Annotated in this window: 17 protein-coding genes; 11 read left to right on the forward strand and 6 right to left on the reverse strand. The window is 60.6% G+C overall.

Annotated features, from left to right (window positions below):
• Positions 1 to 9: 9 nt before the first annotated feature.
• From yidD to rpmH, 3 genes are read right to left on the reverse strand one after another with little or no spacing between them, the layout of a single operon-like run.
• Positions 10 to 219: a membrane protein insertion efficiency factor YidD gene (yidD, locus tag FURADRAFT_RS19015; protein ID WP_008955800.1), complete on the reverse strand. Its 210-nt coding sequence runs from the start codon at positions 217 to 219 to the stop codon at positions 10 to 12.
• Positions 195 to 557, reverse strand: a complete 363-nt coding sequence (rnpA, locus tag FURADRAFT_RS20320; protein ID WP_081455972.1) for a ribonuclease P protein component — start codon at positions 555 to 557, stop codon at positions 195 to 197. Before rnpA ends, yidD begins: the two co-directional genes overlap by 25 nt.
• Positions 558 to 560: 3 nt before the next feature.
• Positions 561 to 695 (reverse strand): 50S ribosomal protein L34, encoded by a 135-nt coding sequence (rpmH, locus tag FURADRAFT_RS19020; RefSeq protein ID WP_008955801.1) that lies wholly within the window; start codon positions 693 to 695, stop codon positions 561 to 563.
• Positions 696 to 1,030: 335 nt separating this feature from the next.
• Between rpmH and dnaA the strand changes: the two genes are divergently transcribed.
• The 7 genes from dnaA (at position 1,031) to FURADRAFT_RS19055 (ending at position 10,086) form a co-directional block, all read left to right on the forward strand.
• Positions 1,031 to 2,431, forward strand: coding sequence for a chromosomal replication initiator protein DnaA (gene dnaA / locus FURADRAFT_RS19025; RefSeq protein ID WP_008955802.1), 1,401 nt, complete (start codon positions 1,031 to 1,033; stop codon positions 2,429 to 2,431).
• 23 nt (positions 2,432 to 2,454) lie between these two features.
• Positions 2,455 to 3,561: a DNA polymerase III subunit beta gene (gene dnaN, locus FURADRAFT_RS19030; protein WP_008955803.1), complete on the forward strand. Its 1,107-nt coding sequence runs from the start codon at positions 2,455 to 2,457 to the stop codon at positions 3,559 to 3,561.
• Between the two features lie 98 nt (positions 3,562 to 3,659).
• Entirely contained in the window at positions 3,660 to 6,050 is a 2,391-nt protein-coding gene (gene gyrB / locus FURADRAFT_RS19035) for a DNA topoisomerase (ATP-hydrolyzing) subunit B (RefSeq protein ID WP_008955804.1), read from the forward strand.
• Between the two features lie 232 nt (positions 6,051 to 6,282).
• Positions 6,283 to 7,140 carry a restriction endonuclease gene (locus tag FURADRAFT_RS19040; RefSeq protein WP_008955805.1) on the forward strand — a complete coding sequence of 286 codons (858 nt, stop codon included), beginning with the start codon at positions 6,283 to 6,285 and terminating at the stop codon, positions 7,138 to 7,140.
• A gap of 176 nt (positions 7,141 to 7,316) precedes the next feature.
• The gene (locus FURADRAFT_RS19045; protein WP_008955806.1) at positions 7,317 to 8,309 is read left to right on the forward strand and encodes a hypothetical protein; all 993 of its coding nucleotides are present in this window, start codon (positions 7,317 to 7,319) and stop codon (positions 8,307 to 8,309) included.
• On the forward strand, positions 8,306 to 9,406 hold the full coding sequence (locus tag FURADRAFT_RS19050; RefSeq protein WP_008955807.1) for a hypothetical protein: 1,101 nt from the start codon (positions 8,306 to 8,308) through the stop codon (positions 9,404 to 9,406). Before FURADRAFT_RS19045 ends, FURADRAFT_RS19050 begins: the two co-directional genes overlap by 4 nt.
• Complete coding sequence (locus FURADRAFT_RS19055; protein ID WP_008955808.1) at positions 9,406 to 10,086, forward strand: hypothetical protein; 681 nt, start codon at positions 9,406 to 9,408, stop codon at positions 10,084 to 10,086. The genes FURADRAFT_RS19050 and FURADRAFT_RS19055 overlap by 1 nt, the downstream gene beginning before the upstream one ends.
• Positions 10,087 to 10,452: 366 nt before the next feature.
• Here FURADRAFT_RS19055 and FURADRAFT_RS20855 read toward each other — a convergent pair whose 3' ends face one another.
• The gene (locus FURADRAFT_RS20855; protein ID WP_201441977.1) at positions 10,453 to 10,785 is read right to left on the reverse strand and encodes a hypothetical protein; all 333 of its coding nucleotides are present in this window, start codon (positions 10,783 to 10,785) and stop codon (positions 10,453 to 10,455) included.
• Between FURADRAFT_RS20855 and FURADRAFT_RS19060 the strand changes: the two genes are divergently transcribed.
• The 4 genes from FURADRAFT_RS19060 to FURADRAFT_RS19075 all read left to right on the forward strand — a co-directional run bounded on the left by FURADRAFT_RS19060 (position 10,778) and on the right by FURADRAFT_RS19075 (position 15,130).
• On the forward strand, positions 10,778 to 12,445 hold the full coding sequence (locus tag FURADRAFT_RS19060) for an ABC-F family ATP-binding cassette domain-containing protein (protein WP_008955810.1): 1,668 nt from the start codon (positions 10,778 to 10,780) through the stop codon (positions 12,443 to 12,445). The two genes, FURADRAFT_RS20855 and FURADRAFT_RS19060, sit on opposite strands and share 8 nt — an antisense overlap.
• 213 nt (positions 12,446 to 12,658) lie before the next feature.
• Entirely contained in the window at positions 12,659 to 13,447 is a 789-nt protein-coding gene (locus FURADRAFT_RS19065) for an alpha/beta fold hydrolase (protein WP_008955811.1), read from the forward strand.
• 158 nt (positions 13,448 to 13,605) lie between these two features.
• On the forward strand, positions 13,606 to 14,835 hold the full coding sequence (locus tag FURADRAFT_RS19070) for a molybdopterin-dependent oxidoreductase (protein WP_008955812.1): 1,230 nt from the start codon (positions 13,606 to 13,608) through the stop codon (positions 14,833 to 14,835).
• A 10-nt stretch (positions 14,836 to 14,845) separates the two neighbouring features.
• The gene (locus FURADRAFT_RS19075; RefSeq protein WP_008955813.1) at positions 14,846 to 15,130 is read left to right on the forward strand and encodes a sulfite dehydrogenase cytochrome subunit sorb; all 285 of its coding nucleotides are present in this window, start codon (positions 14,846 to 14,848) and stop codon (positions 15,128 to 15,130) included.
• 269 nt (positions 15,131 to 15,399) lie between these two features.
• Here FURADRAFT_RS19075 and FURADRAFT_RS19080 read toward each other — a convergent pair whose 3' ends face one another.
• Both FURADRAFT_RS19080 and FURADRAFT_RS19085 read right to left on the reverse strand, forming a co-directional pair.
• Complete coding sequence (locus FURADRAFT_RS19080) at positions 15,400 to 15,678, reverse strand: hypothetical protein (RefSeq protein WP_008955814.1); 279 nt, start codon at positions 15,676 to 15,678, stop codon at positions 15,400 to 15,402.
• 109 nt (positions 15,679 to 15,787) lie between these two features.
• Positions 15,788 to 17,371 (reverse strand): asparaginase domain-containing protein, encoded by a 1,584-nt coding sequence (locus FURADRAFT_RS19085; protein ID WP_008955815.1) that lies wholly within the window; start codon positions 17,369 to 17,371, stop codon positions 15,788 to 15,790.
• Between the last annotated feature and the right edge of the window lie 41 nt (positions 17,372 to 17,412).

Genomic DNA, 17,412 nt, shown 5'->3' on the forward strand with positions numbered 1-17,412 from the left:
GAAAGGTGGTCAGGGAACCGGGTCGTAGCCGCTGCCACCCCAGGGGTGACAGCGCGAAATACGCCGAACAGCCAGCCAGCCGCCTTTGCAGGCGCCATGTTTCTTCACCGCCTCGATCGCGTAGCCGGAACAGGTCGGCACATAGCGACAGCGCGGCGCGAGCCACGGGCTGATGGCGACCTGATAGCAACGGATCAGGAAGATGAAGAGGCGTGACATCGGGCTAGTTTACCAAAGAGTGAGGACAACGCCGTGACAGCTTCGGTGCGCGTCTCGCGGTCGAACACGAGGCGGGAACGCACCACGTAATCGAAGGAGCCGAGCGTCTGCTGGTTCAGGCGGAACCACTCTCGAACGGTGCGCTTGATGTAATTACGGCGATACGCCCGCTTGGCGACCTTCTTGCCGACCACGAGACCGAGTCGCGGGCGGTTAAGGCCGTTGGGGCGGGCGTATACCTGAAAATAGGGATTGCTGCGCGCTTGCCGCAAACTAAAAACGGATGAAAATTCATCCGTTTTCAACAGCCGGTGCGCACGGCGAAAGCGAAAGGCCAAAACTTACACGGCCAGACGCTTGCGACCCTTGGCGCGGCGGGCGGCCAGAACGGCGCGACCACCACGGGTCTTGGAGCGTACGAGGAAGCCGTGGGTGCGCTTGCGGCGCGTGGTCGAAGGCTGGTAAGTGCGTTTCATGATTCGGTGTTCCTATTTCGAAACGAGGAAATAAACGCGTGATTTCACAAGAAAACCCCGGCTTTGTCAATCGCTAATTTTTTCGCTCCCTGTGGATAACTTTCCGGAAAACTATTAGAATGTCAAAACTTAGCGCCCCCCACCCGCTGCGTAAGAATTGAACAGAAACCTTCCCCCTGCGGGCAAGGTTAGCCGCTCCGGCTGGGAGGATGCGCCTCTGCGCCATGCCGAACACTGACCGCCGCGCCGCCCACGAGGCCCTGGCACGGCGGTATCTCCCGCCTTCGCGACAACGGACAACGGCGGGATTTTTTGCTTTTTATTGCGTGTACTTAATGACCGAACTGGATCAATTCTGGCCTGCGTGCCTCGCTCGCCTCGAGGGCGAACTGTCTTCACAGCAGTTCAACACCTGGATCAAGCCGCTGGCCGCCGAACTCACCGAGGACGGCGTGCAGCTGTTGGCGCCCAACCGCTTCATCATGCAGTTCATCAAAGACCGTTTCCTCGGTCGCATCGAGGAACTGGCGGTGGAGCTGATGGGCGAGGTGCCGGTCGAGCTGCGCCTGGGCAGCCCCAATGCCGCCCCGGCGGTGGTGCCGGCCAAGCCGGCCGCGCCGAGCGGCAAGAGCGCACCGGCCGGCGGCGCGGCCCCGGCCGTGGCCACCCCGGCCAAGCAGGCGGCGGTCAAGGCCATCGGCGGCGGGCACGAAAGCACCCGGCTCAACCCGGCGTTCACCTTCGACACCCTGGTGACCGGTAAGGGCAACCAGCTGGCGCGCGCCGCGGCGATGCAGATCGCCGAGAACCCGGGCGACCAGGCCTACAACCCGCTGTTCGTGTACGGCGGCGTCGGCCTCGGTAAGACCCACTTGATCCAGGCCATCGGCAACCACGTCTACCAGAAGAACCCGCAGGCCAAGATCCGCTACATCCACGCCGAGCGCTACGTGGCCGACATCATGCGCGCCTACCAGCACAAGGCCTTCGACGAGTTCAAGCGCTACTACCACTCGCTCGACCTGCTGCTGATCGACGACATCCAGTTCTTCGCGGGCAAGAACCGCACCATGGAAGAATTCTTCTATGCCTTCAACGCCCTCTTGGAAAGCGGCAAGCAGGTCATCATGACCTGCGACACCTACCCCAAGCAGATCGAAGGCATGGACGAGCGCCTGATCTCGCGTTTCAGCTGGGGGCTGACCGTCGAAATCCAGCCGCCGGAGCTGGAAATGCGCGTGGCCATTCTGATGAAGAAGGCCGAGGCCGACAGCATCAAGCTCGACCACACCGTGGCCTTCTTCATCGCCCAGAACGTGCGCTCCAACGTGCGCGAACTGGAAGGCGCCTTGAAGCGCGTGGTGGCCTACGCCCGCTTCACCAACCAGAGCATCTCGCTGGAACTGGTCAAGGAAGCGCTGAAAGACATCCTCGCCGCCGGCAACCGCCAGGTGACGGTGGACGCCATCCAGAAGACCGTGGCCGAGTACTACAAGATCAAGCTGGGCGACATGCACAGCAAGAAGCGCAGCCGCGACATCGCCCGGCCGCGCCAGATCGCCATGGCGCTGGCCAAGGAGCTGACCCAGCTCTCGCTGCCCAACATCGGCGACGCTTTCGGCGGGCGCGACCACACCACGGTGCTGCACGCCTGCAAGACCATCGCGGAGATGCGCGGCAGTGACGCCGACATCGGCCACGATTACGATACCCTGCTGCAAATGCTGCGCAACTAAAAAAACTTTCGGGAGCCCGGAACATGCTGATTCTGCAAGCTGAACGCGATGCCCTGCTGAAACCGCTGCTGGCGGTGACGGGGATTGTCGAGCGTCGCCACACGCTGCCCATCCTGTCCAACGTGCTGATCGAGAAAAAGGACGGCGCGGTGGGCTTTCTGGCCACCGACCTGGAAATCCAGATCACCACGGCCAGCGCTGAAACGCTGCCGGGCGAATCGTTCCGCCTGACCACCTCGGCCAAGAAGCTGCAGGACATCCTGCGCGCCATTCCCGGTAACTCCACCGTGTCGCTGGAGCAGCAGGACAACCGCCTGACGCTGAAAGCCGGCAAGAGCCGCTTCAACCTGCAGACGCTGCCGGCCGAAGACTTCCCGCTGTTGTCGGTCAACGGCACGCCGGAAGCCACCTTCAGCCTGCCGCAGAAAGAACTCAAGCGTCTGATCTCGCAGGTGCAGTACAGCATGGCGGTGCAGGACATCCGCTACTACCTGAACGGCCTGCTGATGCAGACCGACGACAACCAGGTGCGCCTGGTGGCCACCGACGGCCACCGCCTGGCTTTCGCCGCCGCCGAAATCGACACCTCGCTGCCCAAGGCCGAGGTGATCCTGCCGCGCAAGACCATCATCGAGCTCTACAAGCTGCTGCAGGATAGCGACGAGCCCATCACCATCGAAGTGCTGGCCAACCAGGTGCGCTTCACCTTCGGCTCCACCGTCATCATCAGCAAGGTGGTGGACGGCAAGTTCCCCGACTACAACCGCGTCATCCCGCTCGACAACGACAAGCTGTTCCTGATCGACCGGCTCACCTTCCTGCACGCGCTGCAGCGCGCCGCCATTCTCGCCAACGAGAAATTCCGCGGCGTGCGCCTGGTGCTCAAGCCGGGCAGCCTGTCCATTCTGTGTACCAACAGCGAACAGGAAGAAGCCGAAGAAGAGCTGGAAATCGACTACGGCGGCGGCGAGCTGGAAATCGGCTTCAACATCAACTACCTGCTGGACGTGCTCACCAACCTGCCGGCCGAAACGCTGCAGCTGGCCTTCGGCGACGCCAACCGCAGCACGCTGGTGACCATTCCGGACTACAGCCAGTTCAAGTACATCGTGATGCCGATGCGCATCTAACGCGGTTTCGGCCGGCCTCGGGCATCACCAGGTTGGCCGAAGACGAAGGCGGGGGCCTCCCCCGCCGGTGACACCTGCCACACGACAGAGAAGGTTTTATGAGCGAACAGGAATACGGCGCAGACAGCATCAAGGTTCTCAAGGGTCTGGATGCCGTACGCAAGCGCCCGGGCATGTACATTGGCGATACCTCGGACGGCACCGGCCTGCACCACATGGTGTTCGAGGTGCTGGACAACGCCATCGACGAAGCGCTGGCGGGTCACGCCGACACCATCAAGGTCACCATCAACCCGGACAACTCCATCTCGGTGGAAGACAACGGCCGCGGCATCCCGACCGACATCCACCCGGAAGAAGGCCGCTCCGCCGCCGAAGTGATTATGACCGTGCTGCACGCCGGCGGTAAGTTCGACAGCAACAGCTACAAGATCTCCGGCGGCCTGCACGGCGTCGGCGTCTCCGTGGTCAACGCCCTGTCCGACTGGCTGCGCCTGAAAATCTGGCGTGACGGCAAGGTGCACGAAATGGAATTCCGCCGCGGCGAAGCGGTGGCCCCGCTCACCGTCACCGGCCACAGCACCTATCGCGGCACCGAAGTCACTTTCCACGCCAGTGAAGAAACCTTCGGCAAGATCGAATTCCACTTCGACATCCTCGCCAAGCGCATCCGCGAACTGTCGTTCCTGAACCAGGGCGTGGCCATCACCCTGATCGACAAGCGCACCGGCAAGGAAGAAAACTTCGCCTTCTCCGGCGGCGTGGCCGGCTTCGTCGAGTACATGAACCGCAACAAGACCGCCCTGCACCCCAAGGTGTTCCACGCCATCGGCGAAAAGGAAGGCATGACGGTCGAAGTGGCGATGCAATGGAACGACTCCTACCAGGAATCGGTGCAGTGCTTCACCAACAACATCCCGCAGCGTGACGGCGGCAGCCACCTCACCGCGCTGCGCCAGGTGATGACCCGTACCCTCAACGGCTACATCGAACAATCCGATACCGCCAAGAAGGCCAAGGTCGACACCTCCGGCGACGACATGCGCGAAGGCCTCACCTGCGTGCTCTCCGTCAAGCTGCCGGACCCGAAATTCTCCAGCCAGACCAAGGACAAGCTGGTCTCCAGCGAGATCGGCCCGGTGGTCAACGAAGTAATCAGCGACGCGCTGAAATCCTTCCTGCTGGAAAACCCCAACGACGCCAAGATCATCGTCGGCAAGATCGTCGACGCCGCCCGCGCCCGCGAAGCCGCGCGCAAGGCGCGCGAGATCACCCGCCGCAAGGGCATCATGGACGGCCTCGGCCTGCCCGGCAAACTGGCAGACTGCCAGGAAAAAGACCCGGCCATGTCCGAACTCTACCTGGTGGAGGGTGACTCCGCCGGCGGCTCGGCCAAGCAAGGCCGCGACCGCAAGTTCCAGGCCATCCTGCCGCTCAAGGGCAAGATCCTCAACGTCGAGCGCGCCCGCTTCGACAAGATGCTGGCCAGCCAGGAAGTCGCCACGCTGATCACCGCGCTCGGCTGCGGCATCGGCAAGGACGAATACAACCCGGACAAGCTGCGCTACCACCGCATCATCATCATGACCGATGCCGACGTCGACGGCGCGCACATCCGTACCCTGCTGCTCACCTTCTTCTACCGCCAGACTCCCGAGCTGGTGGAGCGCGGCCATATCTACATCGCCCAGCCGCCGCTCTACAAGGCCAAGCACGGCAAGCAAGAACGCTACCTCAAGGACGACTACGAGCTCGACCAGTACCTGCTGCAACTCGCGCTGGAAAAGGCCGAACTGATGCCGGCCGAAGGCGAAGCCGCCCTCTCCGGCGACACCCTGGCCGAAGTGGCGCGCCAGTTCCTGCTCGCCCGCGCCGTGATCGAACGCGAAAGCCGCGTGGTCGACCCGCTGGTGCTGCAAGCCATGCTGCGCGTTGGCCGCCTGTCGCTCGACACCGAGCACGCCGCCCGCGACGCCGTCGCCGTACTCACCGCCGCGCTGCCGGCCGAGTTCATCCGCCTCGACCTGCTGCACGACGAGAAGAACGACGGCTGGATGATCAAGATCACCCGCAAGCTGCACGGCAACGTGATGGTGACCGTGCTCGACCAGGACTTCCTCGACTCCGGCGACTATGCCGAACTGGCCAAAACCGGCGACCTGCTCAAGGGCCTGCTGCGCGAAGGCGCCACCGTCAAACGCGGCGAAACCGTCAAACCGGTGGCCGACTTCGGCGAAGCGCTCGACTGGCTGCTGGCCGAAGTGCGCAAGGGCATGAACATCCAGCGCTACAAAGGCCTGGGCGAGATGAACCCGGAACAGCTGTGGGAAACCACCATGGACCCGACCGTGCGCCGCCTGCTCAAGGTGAAGATCGAAGACGTGATGGGCGCCGACGACGTGTTCACCACGCTGATGGGCGACAACGTCGAACCGCGTAGGGCGTTCATTGAGGGGAATGCGCTAATTGCACGAAATATCGATGTTTAATCGCTAAGTTCGTCGAAATACCGAGAACCGGCCACGGCAACGTGGCCGGTTTTTTCATAGCCCATCGCCGGTTAAACCGCCATGTCTGCGGTAAATCCGACCTTCAACCCAGCGGTAGTAGTGGGGATAAGTTTATCTGATTGATGAGGCGCAAGGGATCAGCTCAACCGCTGTGCAAATGGCCCATAAAGTGCGTAACATGCTTACGTATTAATGCATATGGGGTAAGGCTATGGCCCGGCGCAAAGATTCTTTGCTTGAAGTCCTGATGGAGATTGCTTCGAAATTGCCATGGCAGGCCGGTCTTGCCTTGGCTTTGGTGGCTTATTTCATCTTCCACCACTACGCCTCGCTCCCTCCCATCGTTCCCACTACCTTGGGTAGCAACGGTCCTGGCCACACGCTCGGTGACAGCTTGAGCCGCCAGCTAGTGGTGTCCTTCTCGATGGTCTTCCAGTATCTCGTCCCGCTCTGCTTCGCCCTGGGCGCTTTCATCTCCTACCGTAACCGCCGCCGGCAAGCCGAGCTTCATCGCAATGTGTCAGCCAATCCGAGCCGAGAGGCATTGGAGAAGCTGTCATGGCGAGAATTCGAGCACCTCACCGCCGAACTCTTCCGGCGTGATGGCTATCGGGTCGTGCAGCAGGGCGGAGATGGTCCCGATGGGGGCGTGGACCTGGAGCTGTACATGGGGAAAGACAAATATTTGGTGCAGTGTAAGCAGTGGAAGACCAGCAAGGTTGGCGTGGCTATCGTGCGCGAACTGTATGGCGTCATGACGGCTCGCGGGGCGGTGGGCGGCTATGTTGTGGCGTCGGGTGAGTTCACAGAGGATGCCAAGAACTTTGCCGAAGGACGATCCATACAGTTGGTGCCGGCACAAAAGGTACTGACCATGCTCAAGCAGCAGTCCAGCCAACAAGCTACCCAGCCAACCAGTCCTCCACCGGTTACTTCTGCTGTGCCGTCCTGTCCGAGCTGTGACAGCCCGATGGTGCTGCGTGTCACGCAGAAGGGTGAACTGGCGGGTACGAAATTCTGGGGCTGCTCGTGCTTTCCAGCTTGTAGGGGGATTAGGAAAGTTGGCTAAAGGGAAGTGTTTGGTCAACTAGTACAACTGAAGAGTTGTGGCACTGAAAAGCCAGCAATATCACTGATATTGTCTCGTTGCCGCTTTCATGCTGATTAATTGTAGCTAACAACTAAATAATTTGTATGCACGAATTAATTCAGCTTTTTTGTAAGCAATATTTTCTGGAGGGATAAGTGGCTGAAACGATAAATATCGGCGAGATTGCAGCGAAGATATCGAAGGACATCTTTAAGCATTTCCTTTGGGAAGCTCACCCCAAGCGGGACGACAACTTCAAGTGCTCCAATGAGAAACACCTCGGGGAAGGCAGCAAGCCAAAAGCATCTCACCCCGGTGATGTCGTCTTCTTTTATGAGGATCCCTACTTAGGTAAGCGTATCTACTTGCACACAGACCTTAAGAGCTACTCAGCTGACTCCATCACGGCATCCCGGCTTCGCGGTGCATTCAAGTCTCTTTGCATGACTGTCGAGTGTGCAAAGGAGTCATCGGAGTGGCGTTCGAAATATTCAGTCGATGCATCGGAACAGCATGAGGTACGCGGACTGCTGTTCATCCACAATCACGACAACGGCTACGATAAACCGTTTTACGAAGCCATCGACAAGGTGGATTTGCCGGCGCTCCCGGTAGCCCCCGGATCACTGCTGCATTTCCTTGGGCCGCATGATATCCAACGGCTGTTCAGCATCGCGAATGACATCAAGGGCTTAAAAGGGGAAGACGAGCTTCCGAAGGAGTACACCTTCTACTACCCCGATTTGGTGATGTCACGGCGTCAAGGTGACGTTTGGGGTCAGCCTGCCACGATTGAGACACTCACAGGCCCATACATCATCGTCAAGCACGGAGCCACGGAAACCTACGGCGCGGGCTATGTCATTTACTACAACGCCCCAGGGGAATGCTCGGAAGAGTTTGAGTATTTCTTGGATAGTCTCTCACGATATCAGATGCTCGAATCGGGTGAAAAAATCCGGGTCCGGGTCACCAAAGGCGATGCCACTAACGACTTGAAAAGCGTGTTTCAAATGGCCAAGAAGAAGTACGCCAAGGCTTGGGGGTTCGACCCAGCCCGAGAAGCCATCCTGAACCAAATTGACATCGATAGGATAACCAGTATGACCAGTACCTATAATCCAGGTGACTTGGGGTGGCGAGAATGAAGAAGCGTGTGCACGGCCCGTCCCTCTACTACGCTACTGACAAGAATGTCTTTGAAGCTTTGAATCAACACAAGGTCGATACCCCGACCGTCATGAAGCTATTTCAGCGCCGAAATATCATCGTCGGTAAAAAGACGCCTCGCGAAGATTTGGCGAAGTATTTCTCCCGACTAACACACGACTATTACGACCATAAGGGCATCGCCGCACGTCTTGGAATCGCACCTCGGCGGGAACGCATCACGTCGATGGATGTAACGGGTGTAAGCGAAATCGAAGAGCTACAGGCTGCCGTCGATCAGCTTAAACAAGAGTTGGAGGCGGGTGGTGACGTGGTGCATGTATCGCGGGACGGCGATAATCTGACGATGCACGTTCAGTACTCAACTGTGGACTACAAACGTAGCGAGTTTACCCAGGTGCAGGTTCGTGATGGAACGGTTGAGTTCGTCAAATCTCCTGATGGCTTTATCGTTCGCAACACACAGAACGAATATCTCAACGATGTCCGAGAGACATTGTTGGGTAAGATTGAGAAGGCTGTAGAAACCTCACTGACCAAAGTCGTGGTATCGCTCTTTGACGTGATGTCGCCAAAACTTAGGTCCAAGTTCTTCCACGAGTTGGCAACAAACCTTCCGGGCTACGTGCGACGAGATGTGACCGATGTTTATGTTTACAAGGCCAAGCCCGAACCCGAAGATGAATCAGATAACTCTGTTACTGATGATCCCGATACACACGTGGAGCGTGTCTTCCTGCGTGGTAATGGAGTTACCAGATCAGAGTTACTGAATGGGTTGTTGGATGAGGATGACTACTACATCACCAAGATTGGTTGGACTGCGACGGAGAATATGGGTAATGGCAATGTCTATGACATCGAAGCTGTCTTCGCTGACCCAAAAGAATGCACAGGGTTCTCCTTCATTCTGAGTGGTGTATTTCCTATGGAACAGGGGAAGGTATCTGCTCGTCGGCGAGCTCCTCACAAGTTTGAAGTTGATGCAATCTCTCGCGTCATTGAGGCCAAGTCGCGCGAGCTAATGACGAGGCTGCGCGAGGAGTTTGCTGGGTTGAGCACCGGAGACGCGTAATGCTTACCAGGTACCGTTGGTATCGAATCCAGTTTCCACGTAGCAATGTCGATTTGAATGGCATCCTTGCTAGTCGGCCTCTCACCCAGAATGCGAGCTTTGGCTTTTTGCGTGTTGAAGGGGTTATAGGTTCGCCAAAGTTTCGATTCCTATGGCGTACGAAAATCGTTGTGACCAGGCTGGATGATGAGGGTACCCCCTCTTACGAAGAGGTGGCCAGTGTCAGCTTCACCGACTTTGTGATTATCGTTGTTGGTGGTGTGACATTCCTTCGGATCGAGAATCCAGGTCGAAACATTCGCGATCTACTCAATGCACTTGAATCCATTGTTGGCTTCGGATTCACAAGTAAGCCCCTGACATTTGACAAGGTCAAGCCGACGTCGGTCTTCGAGCATGTCGAAGTTACCAAGTTGGTTGGCTTGAAAGTGATAGGTGCTGTCATTGACGAGGACTTGGTTGCACGGATGGAATTCGCGTCTAAGCAGGGGATGATTGTTGAAAACATGAAACTACTGGATGGCTTGCGCTACAAGGTAGACTGCGCCGTTTTCGAACTAATTTACGAGGGCATACGTGGCCAAGTGACCTTTGCATCAAGCGGTGTGGTCAAGATCAGCGGACAGCTTGCACCAAGACTGGTGCATCTGATAGAGCAAGATTTGCCCAAGCTTGTTTAACGAAGCCCAACTTGTTCACTGCCACCCTAGATTAAGAGGGGCGAAGCTCTTCGCCAAACTGTTCGCTGTGGTTGCGCTGGGCGTCAGTCTTCATGTCCAAGCCGATACCCCCAAGGCCGGGATCGTGGTGATGCACGGCAATGTGAGAAAAGTGTAGAAAAGGGGAGAGATTTATTTGGCTACATCTTGCAGCCAACCTTGCTACTCATCCGGTGCGATGTGCTGCGCTCATGGCGGCGCTGCGTGCCTGCAGGTCGGTCATGAATCAGTCCAGTACGTTGTCCTACAGCGGTTGTGCCTGCTGCCGGAAGTAGCCCATGTGTCCGATGCGGCCTGTGCCTTGGCGTGGGTCGAGGTCGACACGTTCTAGCGGGGCATTGCAATAGGCCTGCATGAAGGCATCCCGCGAGCGGGCAGCGCCCACAGATCATCCAGCGCGTTGGCCGCAACGCGCGGTCGCGCCGTCCCCTCCTTAAGCGCCTGTTTTTTATAGCCGGGCCGGCGCGGCGGCAGGGGGCGTGTTACCATTTGCGCCGCGCCGTTTTTATTGCTTTGCAGCATGCGGCGGCGCACCGCTGCTGCTGCAGCACCATTGCCATGATGCGGCCAACGTTGGCCGCCTTTCTGTCGTCTTCCCGCCTTGTCGCCGGTCGCGGCGTAACCTGTTTTCTGCCGCCGCACGGCGCTTCCCATGATCATTCTGAAAAACGTGGCCTTGCGCCGCGGTACCAAAGTCCTGCTCGACAACGCGTCGGTGACGCTCAATCCCGGCGAGAAAGTCGGCCTGGTCGGCCGCAACGGCGCCGGCAAATCCTCGCTGTTCGCGGTGCTGAACGGCTCGCTGCACGAAGACGGCGGCGATGTGTCGATCCCGTCACAGTGGCGCATGTCGCAGGTGGCGCAGGACATGCCGGAAACGGCGCAGACGGCGACCGAGTTTGTGGTCGAAGGTGATACCACCCTGCTCGCCGCGCAGCAGGAGGTGACCGAGGCCGAGGCCGGCGAAGACTACATGCGCATGGCGCACGCCTATACCGCGCTCAACGATGCCGGTGCCCACGACGCGCCGGCACGGGCGCAGGCGCTGATTCTCGGCTTGGGTTTCAGTGTCGCCGAGCTGCAGCAGCCGGTGAACAGCTTCTCCGGCGGCTGGCGCATGCGGCTGCAACTGGCGCGCGCGCTGATGTGTCCGTCCGACCTGCTGCTGCTGGACGAGCCGACCAACCACCTGGATCTGGACGCGCTGGTATGGCTGGAAGCGTGGCTGAAGCAGTACGCCGGCACCATGGTGGTGATCAGCCATGACCGCGAATTCCTCGATGCCGTCACCAACGTGACGCTGCACGTCGACAACGCCAAGCTGGTGCGCTACGGCGGCAATTACAGCAAGTTCGAGGACATGCGTGCCGAACAGCTGGTCCTGCAGCAGGCGGCGCAGGCCAAGCAGCAGGAAAAGATGGCGCACCTGCAGAAGTTCATCGACCGCTTCAAGGCCAAGGCCAGCAAGGCGAAGCAGGCGCAGAGCCGCGTCAAGGCGCTGGAGCGGATGGAGAAGATCGCGCCGGTGCTGGCCGATGCCGAGTTCCAGTTCGAATTCAAGGAGCCGCAGAGCCTGCCCAACTCGATGCTGTCGATGAGCGGCGCTGTGTTCGGCTATCCGGCGCCTGAAGGCGCGGCGGAAGGCACGCCGCCGACGGTGATCGTGCGCAACGTCAACCGCACCGTGCTGGCCGGGCAGCGTATCGGCATTCTCGGTGCCAACGGCCAGGGCAAATCGACGCTGGTGAAAACCGTGGCCGAGGCGTTGCAGGCGGTCGGCGGCGAGATCATTCGCGGCAAGGGGCTCAATATCGGCTACTTCTCGCAGCAGGAGCTGGACGTGCTGCGGCCGGAGGACGATCCGCTGCAGCACATGTTCCGTCTGGTGCGCGACACCCCGGCGGCGATGCGGCCGTCGGCCAATGATTGCCGCGAGCAGGGGCTGCGCAATTTCCTCGGCACCTTCAACTTCAGCGGCGACATGGTGAAGCAGGCGGTCGGCAGCATGAGCGGCGGCGAGAAGGCGCGGCTGGTGCTGTGCATGATCGTGTGGCAGCGGCCGAACCTGCTGCTGCTGGATGAACCGACCAACCATCTGGATCTCGCCACCCGCGAGGCGCTGAGCGTGGCACTGAACGAGTTCGAAGGCTCGGTGATGCTGGTCAGCCACGACCGGGCGCTGCTGCGCGCGGTGTGCGACGAATTCTGGATGGTGTCGCGTGGCGGGGTCAGCGATTTCGGGGGCGATCTGGACGATTACCAGGTCTACCTGCTGGAAGAGGCCAAGCGCCGGCGCGAAGAAGCGGCCGGCAAGCGTTAAGCCGGCCCGTCTGCGCGTTACCACCTTTCGGCCAACCTTGTTCAAGGTTGGCCGAAAGGTTTTGGGTGGCGACGGAGAAAAGGGGACCGATTTATTTCTGGTATACGGGCAGCAGCCAGACGGATAGCTGAGGGCCGCTGCCGGCGGCGATGTGCCTTCCCCCGTCGCCGTATCGTGGCATGATGTCTTTTTCCCCTTCTTTACGAAAACAACATGAAGCGCTTTGCCAGACTGTTTGCTGTGGCGGCGCTGGGCGTCTGTCTGCACGCCCAGGCCGATACGCCCAAGGCCGGGGTGGTGGTGATGCACGGCAAGGGCGGCTCTCCCTCTAAATATGTGTCTGACCTGGCCGCCTCGCTCGAGCGCGACGGGTTTCTGGTGGCCAATCTGGACATGCCCTGGTCTGGCCGGCGCGAGTACGACGTGGATGTCACCACTGCCGAAAACGAGGTGGAAGCAGCCTTGACGGCGTTGCGGCAGAAGGGTGCCGGCAAGGTGTTCGTGGCGGGGCATAGCCAGGGTGGGGTGTTTGCGCTGTATTTCGGCGGCCGGCACCACGTCGACGGCGTGGTGGCCATCGCGCCGGGCGGCAACGTCGGCAATGCCACCTTCCGTGAGGCGGTGGGGCCGTCCGTGGAGCAGGCGCGCCAGCTGGTGGCGCAGGGCAAGGGACAGGAGAAGGCCCGGTTCAGCGATTACGAGGGCGGCCGGGGGACCTATGCCGTGGCCTCCACGCCGGCGGCCTATCTGACCTGGTTCGAGCCGGAAGGGGCGATGAACCAGACGCTGGCGATGCGCGGCATCAAGGCGGATACCCCCGTGCTGTACATTGCGCCCAGCAACGATTACCCGGCCTTGGTGCGGGTGAAGCACGAGATGTTCGGGCTGCTGGCCAAGCACCCGCTGACCAAGATGGCCGAGCCTACTTCCAGCCATCTGAACGCGCCTTCGGCCTCGGTGCAGGAGATCGAGCGCTGGATTGCCACGGTTTCCAAACAGTAAACGCCCCCGACGCTAGCGGCCGGCCGGGCCGGTCGCCGTTGGGGTGTCTCTCCCGTGCGGCAGTCGCTTGGTCTTCGATGGCTGTCTGCAAATCGCATTGCGTTGCCCTTGCCACCATCTAACATGGAACAAACTCCAACAATTCGGGAGGGGCGGCGATGGGTATCAACCGGCGGGATTTTTTGCGTGTCGGCTCGGGCGGCTTGCTGCTGGCTGGCGGGGGTTTGCTGGTGCCGGCCTGGGCCAAGGGCGCGAAGTTGCTGCAACCGGCGGCGCTGCCGGATGGCACGCGTGAATCGGCCTTGCTCGAGGCCTTGCCCGGCAAGGTGCCGCTGATCAAGCGCAGTTACCGTCCTCCCAACTATGAAACGCCGCCGGAGTACTTCCGCGAGGTGTTCACGCCCAACAAGGCGTTTTTCGTGCGCTATCACCTGGCCAACATTCCCGAGGTGGAGGCGCGCAGCTGGCAGCTGCGCATCGGCGGCGAGGTGGAGAGCCCGCTGGTGCTGACGCTGGACGAGCTGCGTCGCTTCGAGACGGTGGAGCTGGCGGCGGTGTGCCAGTGCTCGGGCAACCGGCGTGGCCTGTTCCAGCCGCACGTGCCGGGGGTGGAGTGGAGTTACGGCGCGATGGGCAACGCGCGCTGGCGCGGGGTGCGCTTGCGCGACCTGCTGAACAAGGCCGGGGTGAAGAAGGGCGCGCTGGAGCTGGTGCTCGACGGCGCCGACGGCCCGGTGCTCGACAAGACGCCGGATTTCGTCAAGAGCCTGCCGCTGTGGAAGGGGCTGGACGAGAACACCCTGATCGCCTTCGAGATGAACGGCGAGCCGCTGCCGCACTGGAACGGTTTCCCGGCGCGGCTGATCGTGCCGGGCTGGACCGCCACCTACTGGGTCAAGCACCTGAGTTCGATCAACGTGGTGTCGGCGCCGTTCGACGGCTTCTGGATGAAGAGCGCCTACCGTGTGCCGGTGGGCAAGTTTCCGGTGGTGGAGCGCTTTTTGTCGCAGGAGACGGCGGCCAACACGCCGATCACCGAGATGGTGGTCAATTCGCTCATCACCAGCGTGCGCGACGGCGAGCGGCTGTCGCTGGGCAAGCCGCTGGAGCTGGCCGGCATCGCCTGGGACGCCGGCTATGGCATCCGCCAGGTGGAGGTTTCCACCGACGGCGGCATGAGCTGGCGCAACGCCGAGCTCGGCACCGATCACGGCCGTTTCTCCTTCCGTCCCTGGCATTACCGCTTCCAGCCGCGCCACAAGGGCCGCTATACGCTGCTGGCCAAGGCCACCAACCGCATCGGCCAGACCCAGACCTTCGAACTGATCGCCAACCCGGCCGGGTATCACCACAACCTGGTGCACCAGGTGGCGGTGGACGTCGTGTGAGGGGCCCGCCATGAACAAGACACTCTGCGCGCTGCTGTTGCTGCTGCCGGCCCTGGCGCTGGCCGACGAGAGCGCCGTCAAACTGCGGCAAGGCAGCAACCAGGACGTGGTCGCCCGCAATTGCGCGGTCTGCCACAGCCTGGACTACATCCAGATGAACTCGCGTTTTCTCGACCGCAAGGGCTGGGAGGCGACCGTCACCAAGATGGTCAAGGTGATGGGGGCGCCGATCAAGGAAGAAGACGTGCCCCTGATCCTCGATTACCTCGATCAGCAGTACGGCAAGCCGAAGTAGGCCGGGGTGTGGGTGCCTATTTCGCCAATCGCATGGCGGGGCCTTAGCGACGCACAGGCCGCTCGGGTACTCGACATGGTGCGCGCCCAGGCCATTCCGATCGATCGTTACGTCTATCTGTCCACTGGGATGTCGCCGTTGCAGCGTCATAAATGACAATGCGGCCACCCCTTTGCCGGGTGGCCGCATTGTTTTGGGCCGACAGGAACCGTTACGCCGAGCAATTGCCCCGCTTTAAAAATCGTTCTTGTCTGGTCAGCCTGCTGTCATTACGGGTTGATATCGATGATCTGGGTGATGTGCGGCTGGCCCTGGCCCGGCAGCGGCTGGTAGATGTGGATCTTCACTACCCGCAGCGGCGCGTTCGGTGCCACGACCTGGGCCTGGGAGAGGTAGGAATAGTTGGTGCCTGCAACCACCTGCGTGGCAAAAGCAAACGGGGTGTATTTCACGCCCATCAGGTTCACAGCTTCTGTAAAAACCTTTTTGGCTTCGGTGGTGAGTTCAAAGTCAAAAGCGGTCCAACCGCCAACAACGGTATCCGACATAATGTTCACCTTTGAAAATGGTTGCAGTTTGAAGAGCCCCGAAACTGCTGCAACCGGACAGTCTGGGGAGATTCCATTCAACGGGTGATCGCTACTCGACCCGCCGGGGTCAGCTCTCGCCCGACCCGGTGTAGAGCACCTCGGTGGCTTCTTGCTGAGCGACGTCGTAGAGGTACAGGGATAGGGTGTTGTCGGTGTACGAGCCGGCCAGCACCAAGGCGCTGCTGGTCGGGCTACTCGGAACGATGCTCGTGCCCCACAGCGGCATGTTGGTCCGGTCGTAAAGGACCAGATTGCCGTCTTGTTCCAGTATCAGGCGGCCGGGCGGGTTAGCGATGGGAGCGCTCAACGCCTGCCATAGTGGGCTGGTGTTGCCGCTCCTCAGCAGTACCGGCCCCAGAACCGGGTCATTGCTCAAGGTCGCGCTGCCATCGAGCGTGGTGATGGATTGGCCGGCCGCCAGGGTTAGCTGGCCCCAGTCATCCAAGCGGTTCACGCTTTTCATTTCCCCCACCAGATTGCTTTGCACCAGGGTTTTGACGGTGTCCGCAGACCAGCCGTGGTAAGCCGCCACGGTGGAGAGGATGATCACCTTGGCGAGGGCGGCCATGGGCGTCATGTCGGCCGGGCTGAGGGCGCCAACCGCAGGCAACCATGCGCCTGCGGCGTAGGCACTGTCGTTCACGGTGCCGCTGAGTACCTGGGTGCAATCGACGATCACCACCCCTGCCGCGTTGGCATTGGCCAGCGCCTGGTAGGTGGCGCCCGCGGCCGGGTTGTCTGGGTTGCCGGAGGGGAAGTTGCCTTCGCCATACGATTCGAGCACCAGCCCCGTGATGCCCGTGGCCACGCAGGCATCGATCAGGTTGGCGATCACCGCCGTGCCGCCCGTCGCCGAGTAGGCGGCAGGGAAGGCGTTGAACTGCATGGCGGGAAACGCATCGATGTTCTGGGCGATATACGTCAGACGCTTCTGCAGGGCCGACAGCGTACTCGGGGTGTCTAGGCTGGTGTCAGGGGTGGTGGGCAGGGGCAGGACGTTGGCGAAATCGATGTCCAGTTCGATGCCGTACTCGCCCAAGGCCGGGTAGTTGGGCGAGGAGAAGGCATTGAACTGGCTGGCGTTGGTTTTGACCGTGCGGTTGCCGCGGTACAGCTGGTTCTGGAAGTACACGCCGACTTCCGGCACGCCGCTCTGTGCCGACGCCACCGCACCGCAGACGTTCTGGAACGCATCGGTGTTGTAGTTGATGGCCAGAGCGGATTGCGACGAGGCCCGATAGAACAAGGGCACTTGCGAACCCGTGATGATGACCGGCTTGCTCAGCGTAGCGGTGGGAAAGCCCAGCTCGTTGCAGTCGGATAGCAGGAAGGACAAGGCCGGGCCGGTGAAATCCATGCTGTCGGTGCCGTGCAGCACCACCCAGCCATCGTACTGGGTGTAGGTGTTCAATACCCACTCCGCCATCAGGCACCAGTCGGAAGGCTGCAGATTGGTGCTGTCCAGGGTGCCGCTGCTGGATTCCGGAAAGGTGATGGGCGGGAAATCGATGGTGATGTCCGGATACTGCTGTTGCAGTATCGGGGTGATGAGGTTCTTGAAGGCGCTGGAAAAATCGTCGGTGTTCATCGGCGAGAGCGGATTGCCGACGCAGCCGATGGTGCCGCCCGTGTAGAGAATGGCTATTTTCATGGGGATGATGTTCCTCTGTAATGGGCATTCTTCAGATGGCG

The sequence above is a fragment of the Pseudogulbenkiania ferrooxidans 2002 genome (assembly GCF_000174355.1).
In the GTDB taxonomy this organism is placed as follows: domain Bacteria; phylum Pseudomonadota; class Gammaproteobacteria; order Burkholderiales; family Chromobacteriaceae; genus Pseudogulbenkiania; species Pseudogulbenkiania ferrooxidans.

Coding starts and splice junctions, on each gene's coding strand:
- yidD (WP_008955800.1), bottom strand. CDS start 219: ATGTCACGCCTCTTCATCTTCCTGATCCGTTGCTATCAGGTCGCCATC.
- FURADRAFT_RS19075 (WP_008955813.1), top strand. CDS start 14,846: ATGAACAAGACACTCTGCGCGCTGCTGTTGCTGCTGCCGGCCCTGGCG.
- FURADRAFT_RS19055 (WP_008955808.1), top strand. CDS start 9,406: ATGCTTACCAGGTACCGTTGGTATCGAATCCAGTTTCCACGTAGCAAT.
- dnaA (WP_008955802.1), top strand. CDS start 1,031: ATGACCGAACTGGATCAATTCTGGCCTGCGTGCCTCGCTCGCCTCGAG.
- FURADRAFT_RS19050 (WP_008955807.1), top strand. CDS start 8,306: ATGAAGAAGCGTGTGCACGGCCCGTCCCTCTACTACGCTACTGACAAG.
- dnaN (WP_008955803.1), top strand. CDS start 2,455: ATGCTGATTCTGCAAGCTGAACGCGATGCCCTGCTGAAACCGCTGCTG.
- FURADRAFT_RS19065 (WP_008955811.1), top strand. CDS start 12,659: ATGAAGCGCTTTGCCAGACTGTTTGCTGTGGCGGCGCTGGGCGTCTGT.
- FURADRAFT_RS19060 (WP_008955810.1), top strand. CDS start 10,778: ATGATCATTCTGAAAAACGTGGCCTTGCGCCGCGGTACCAAAGTCCTG.
- FURADRAFT_RS19070 (WP_008955812.1), top strand. CDS start 13,606: ATGGGTATCAACCGGCGGGATTTTTTGCGTGTCGGCTCGGGCGGCTTG.
- FURADRAFT_RS19085 (WP_008955815.1), bottom strand. CDS start 17,371: ATGAAAATAGCCATTCTCTACACGGGCGGCACCATCGGCTGCGTCGGC.
- FURADRAFT_RS19080 (WP_008955814.1), bottom strand. CDS start 15,678: ATGTCGGATACCGTTGTTGGCGGTTGGACCGCTTTTGACTTTGAACTC.
- gyrB (WP_008955804.1), top strand. CDS start 3,660: ATGAGCGAACAGGAATACGGCGCAGACAGCATCAAGGTTCTCAAGGGT.
- rpmH (WP_008955801.1), bottom strand. CDS start 695: ATGAAACGCACTTACCAGCCTTCGACCACGCGCCGCAAGCGCACCCAC.
- FURADRAFT_RS20855 (WP_201441977.1), bottom strand. CDS start 10,785: ATGATCATGGGAAGCGCCGTGCGGCGGCAGAAAACAGGTTACGCCGCG.
- FURADRAFT_RS19040 (WP_008955805.1), top strand. CDS start 6,283: ATGGCCCGGCGCAAAGATTCTTTGCTTGAAGTCCTGATGGAGATTGCT.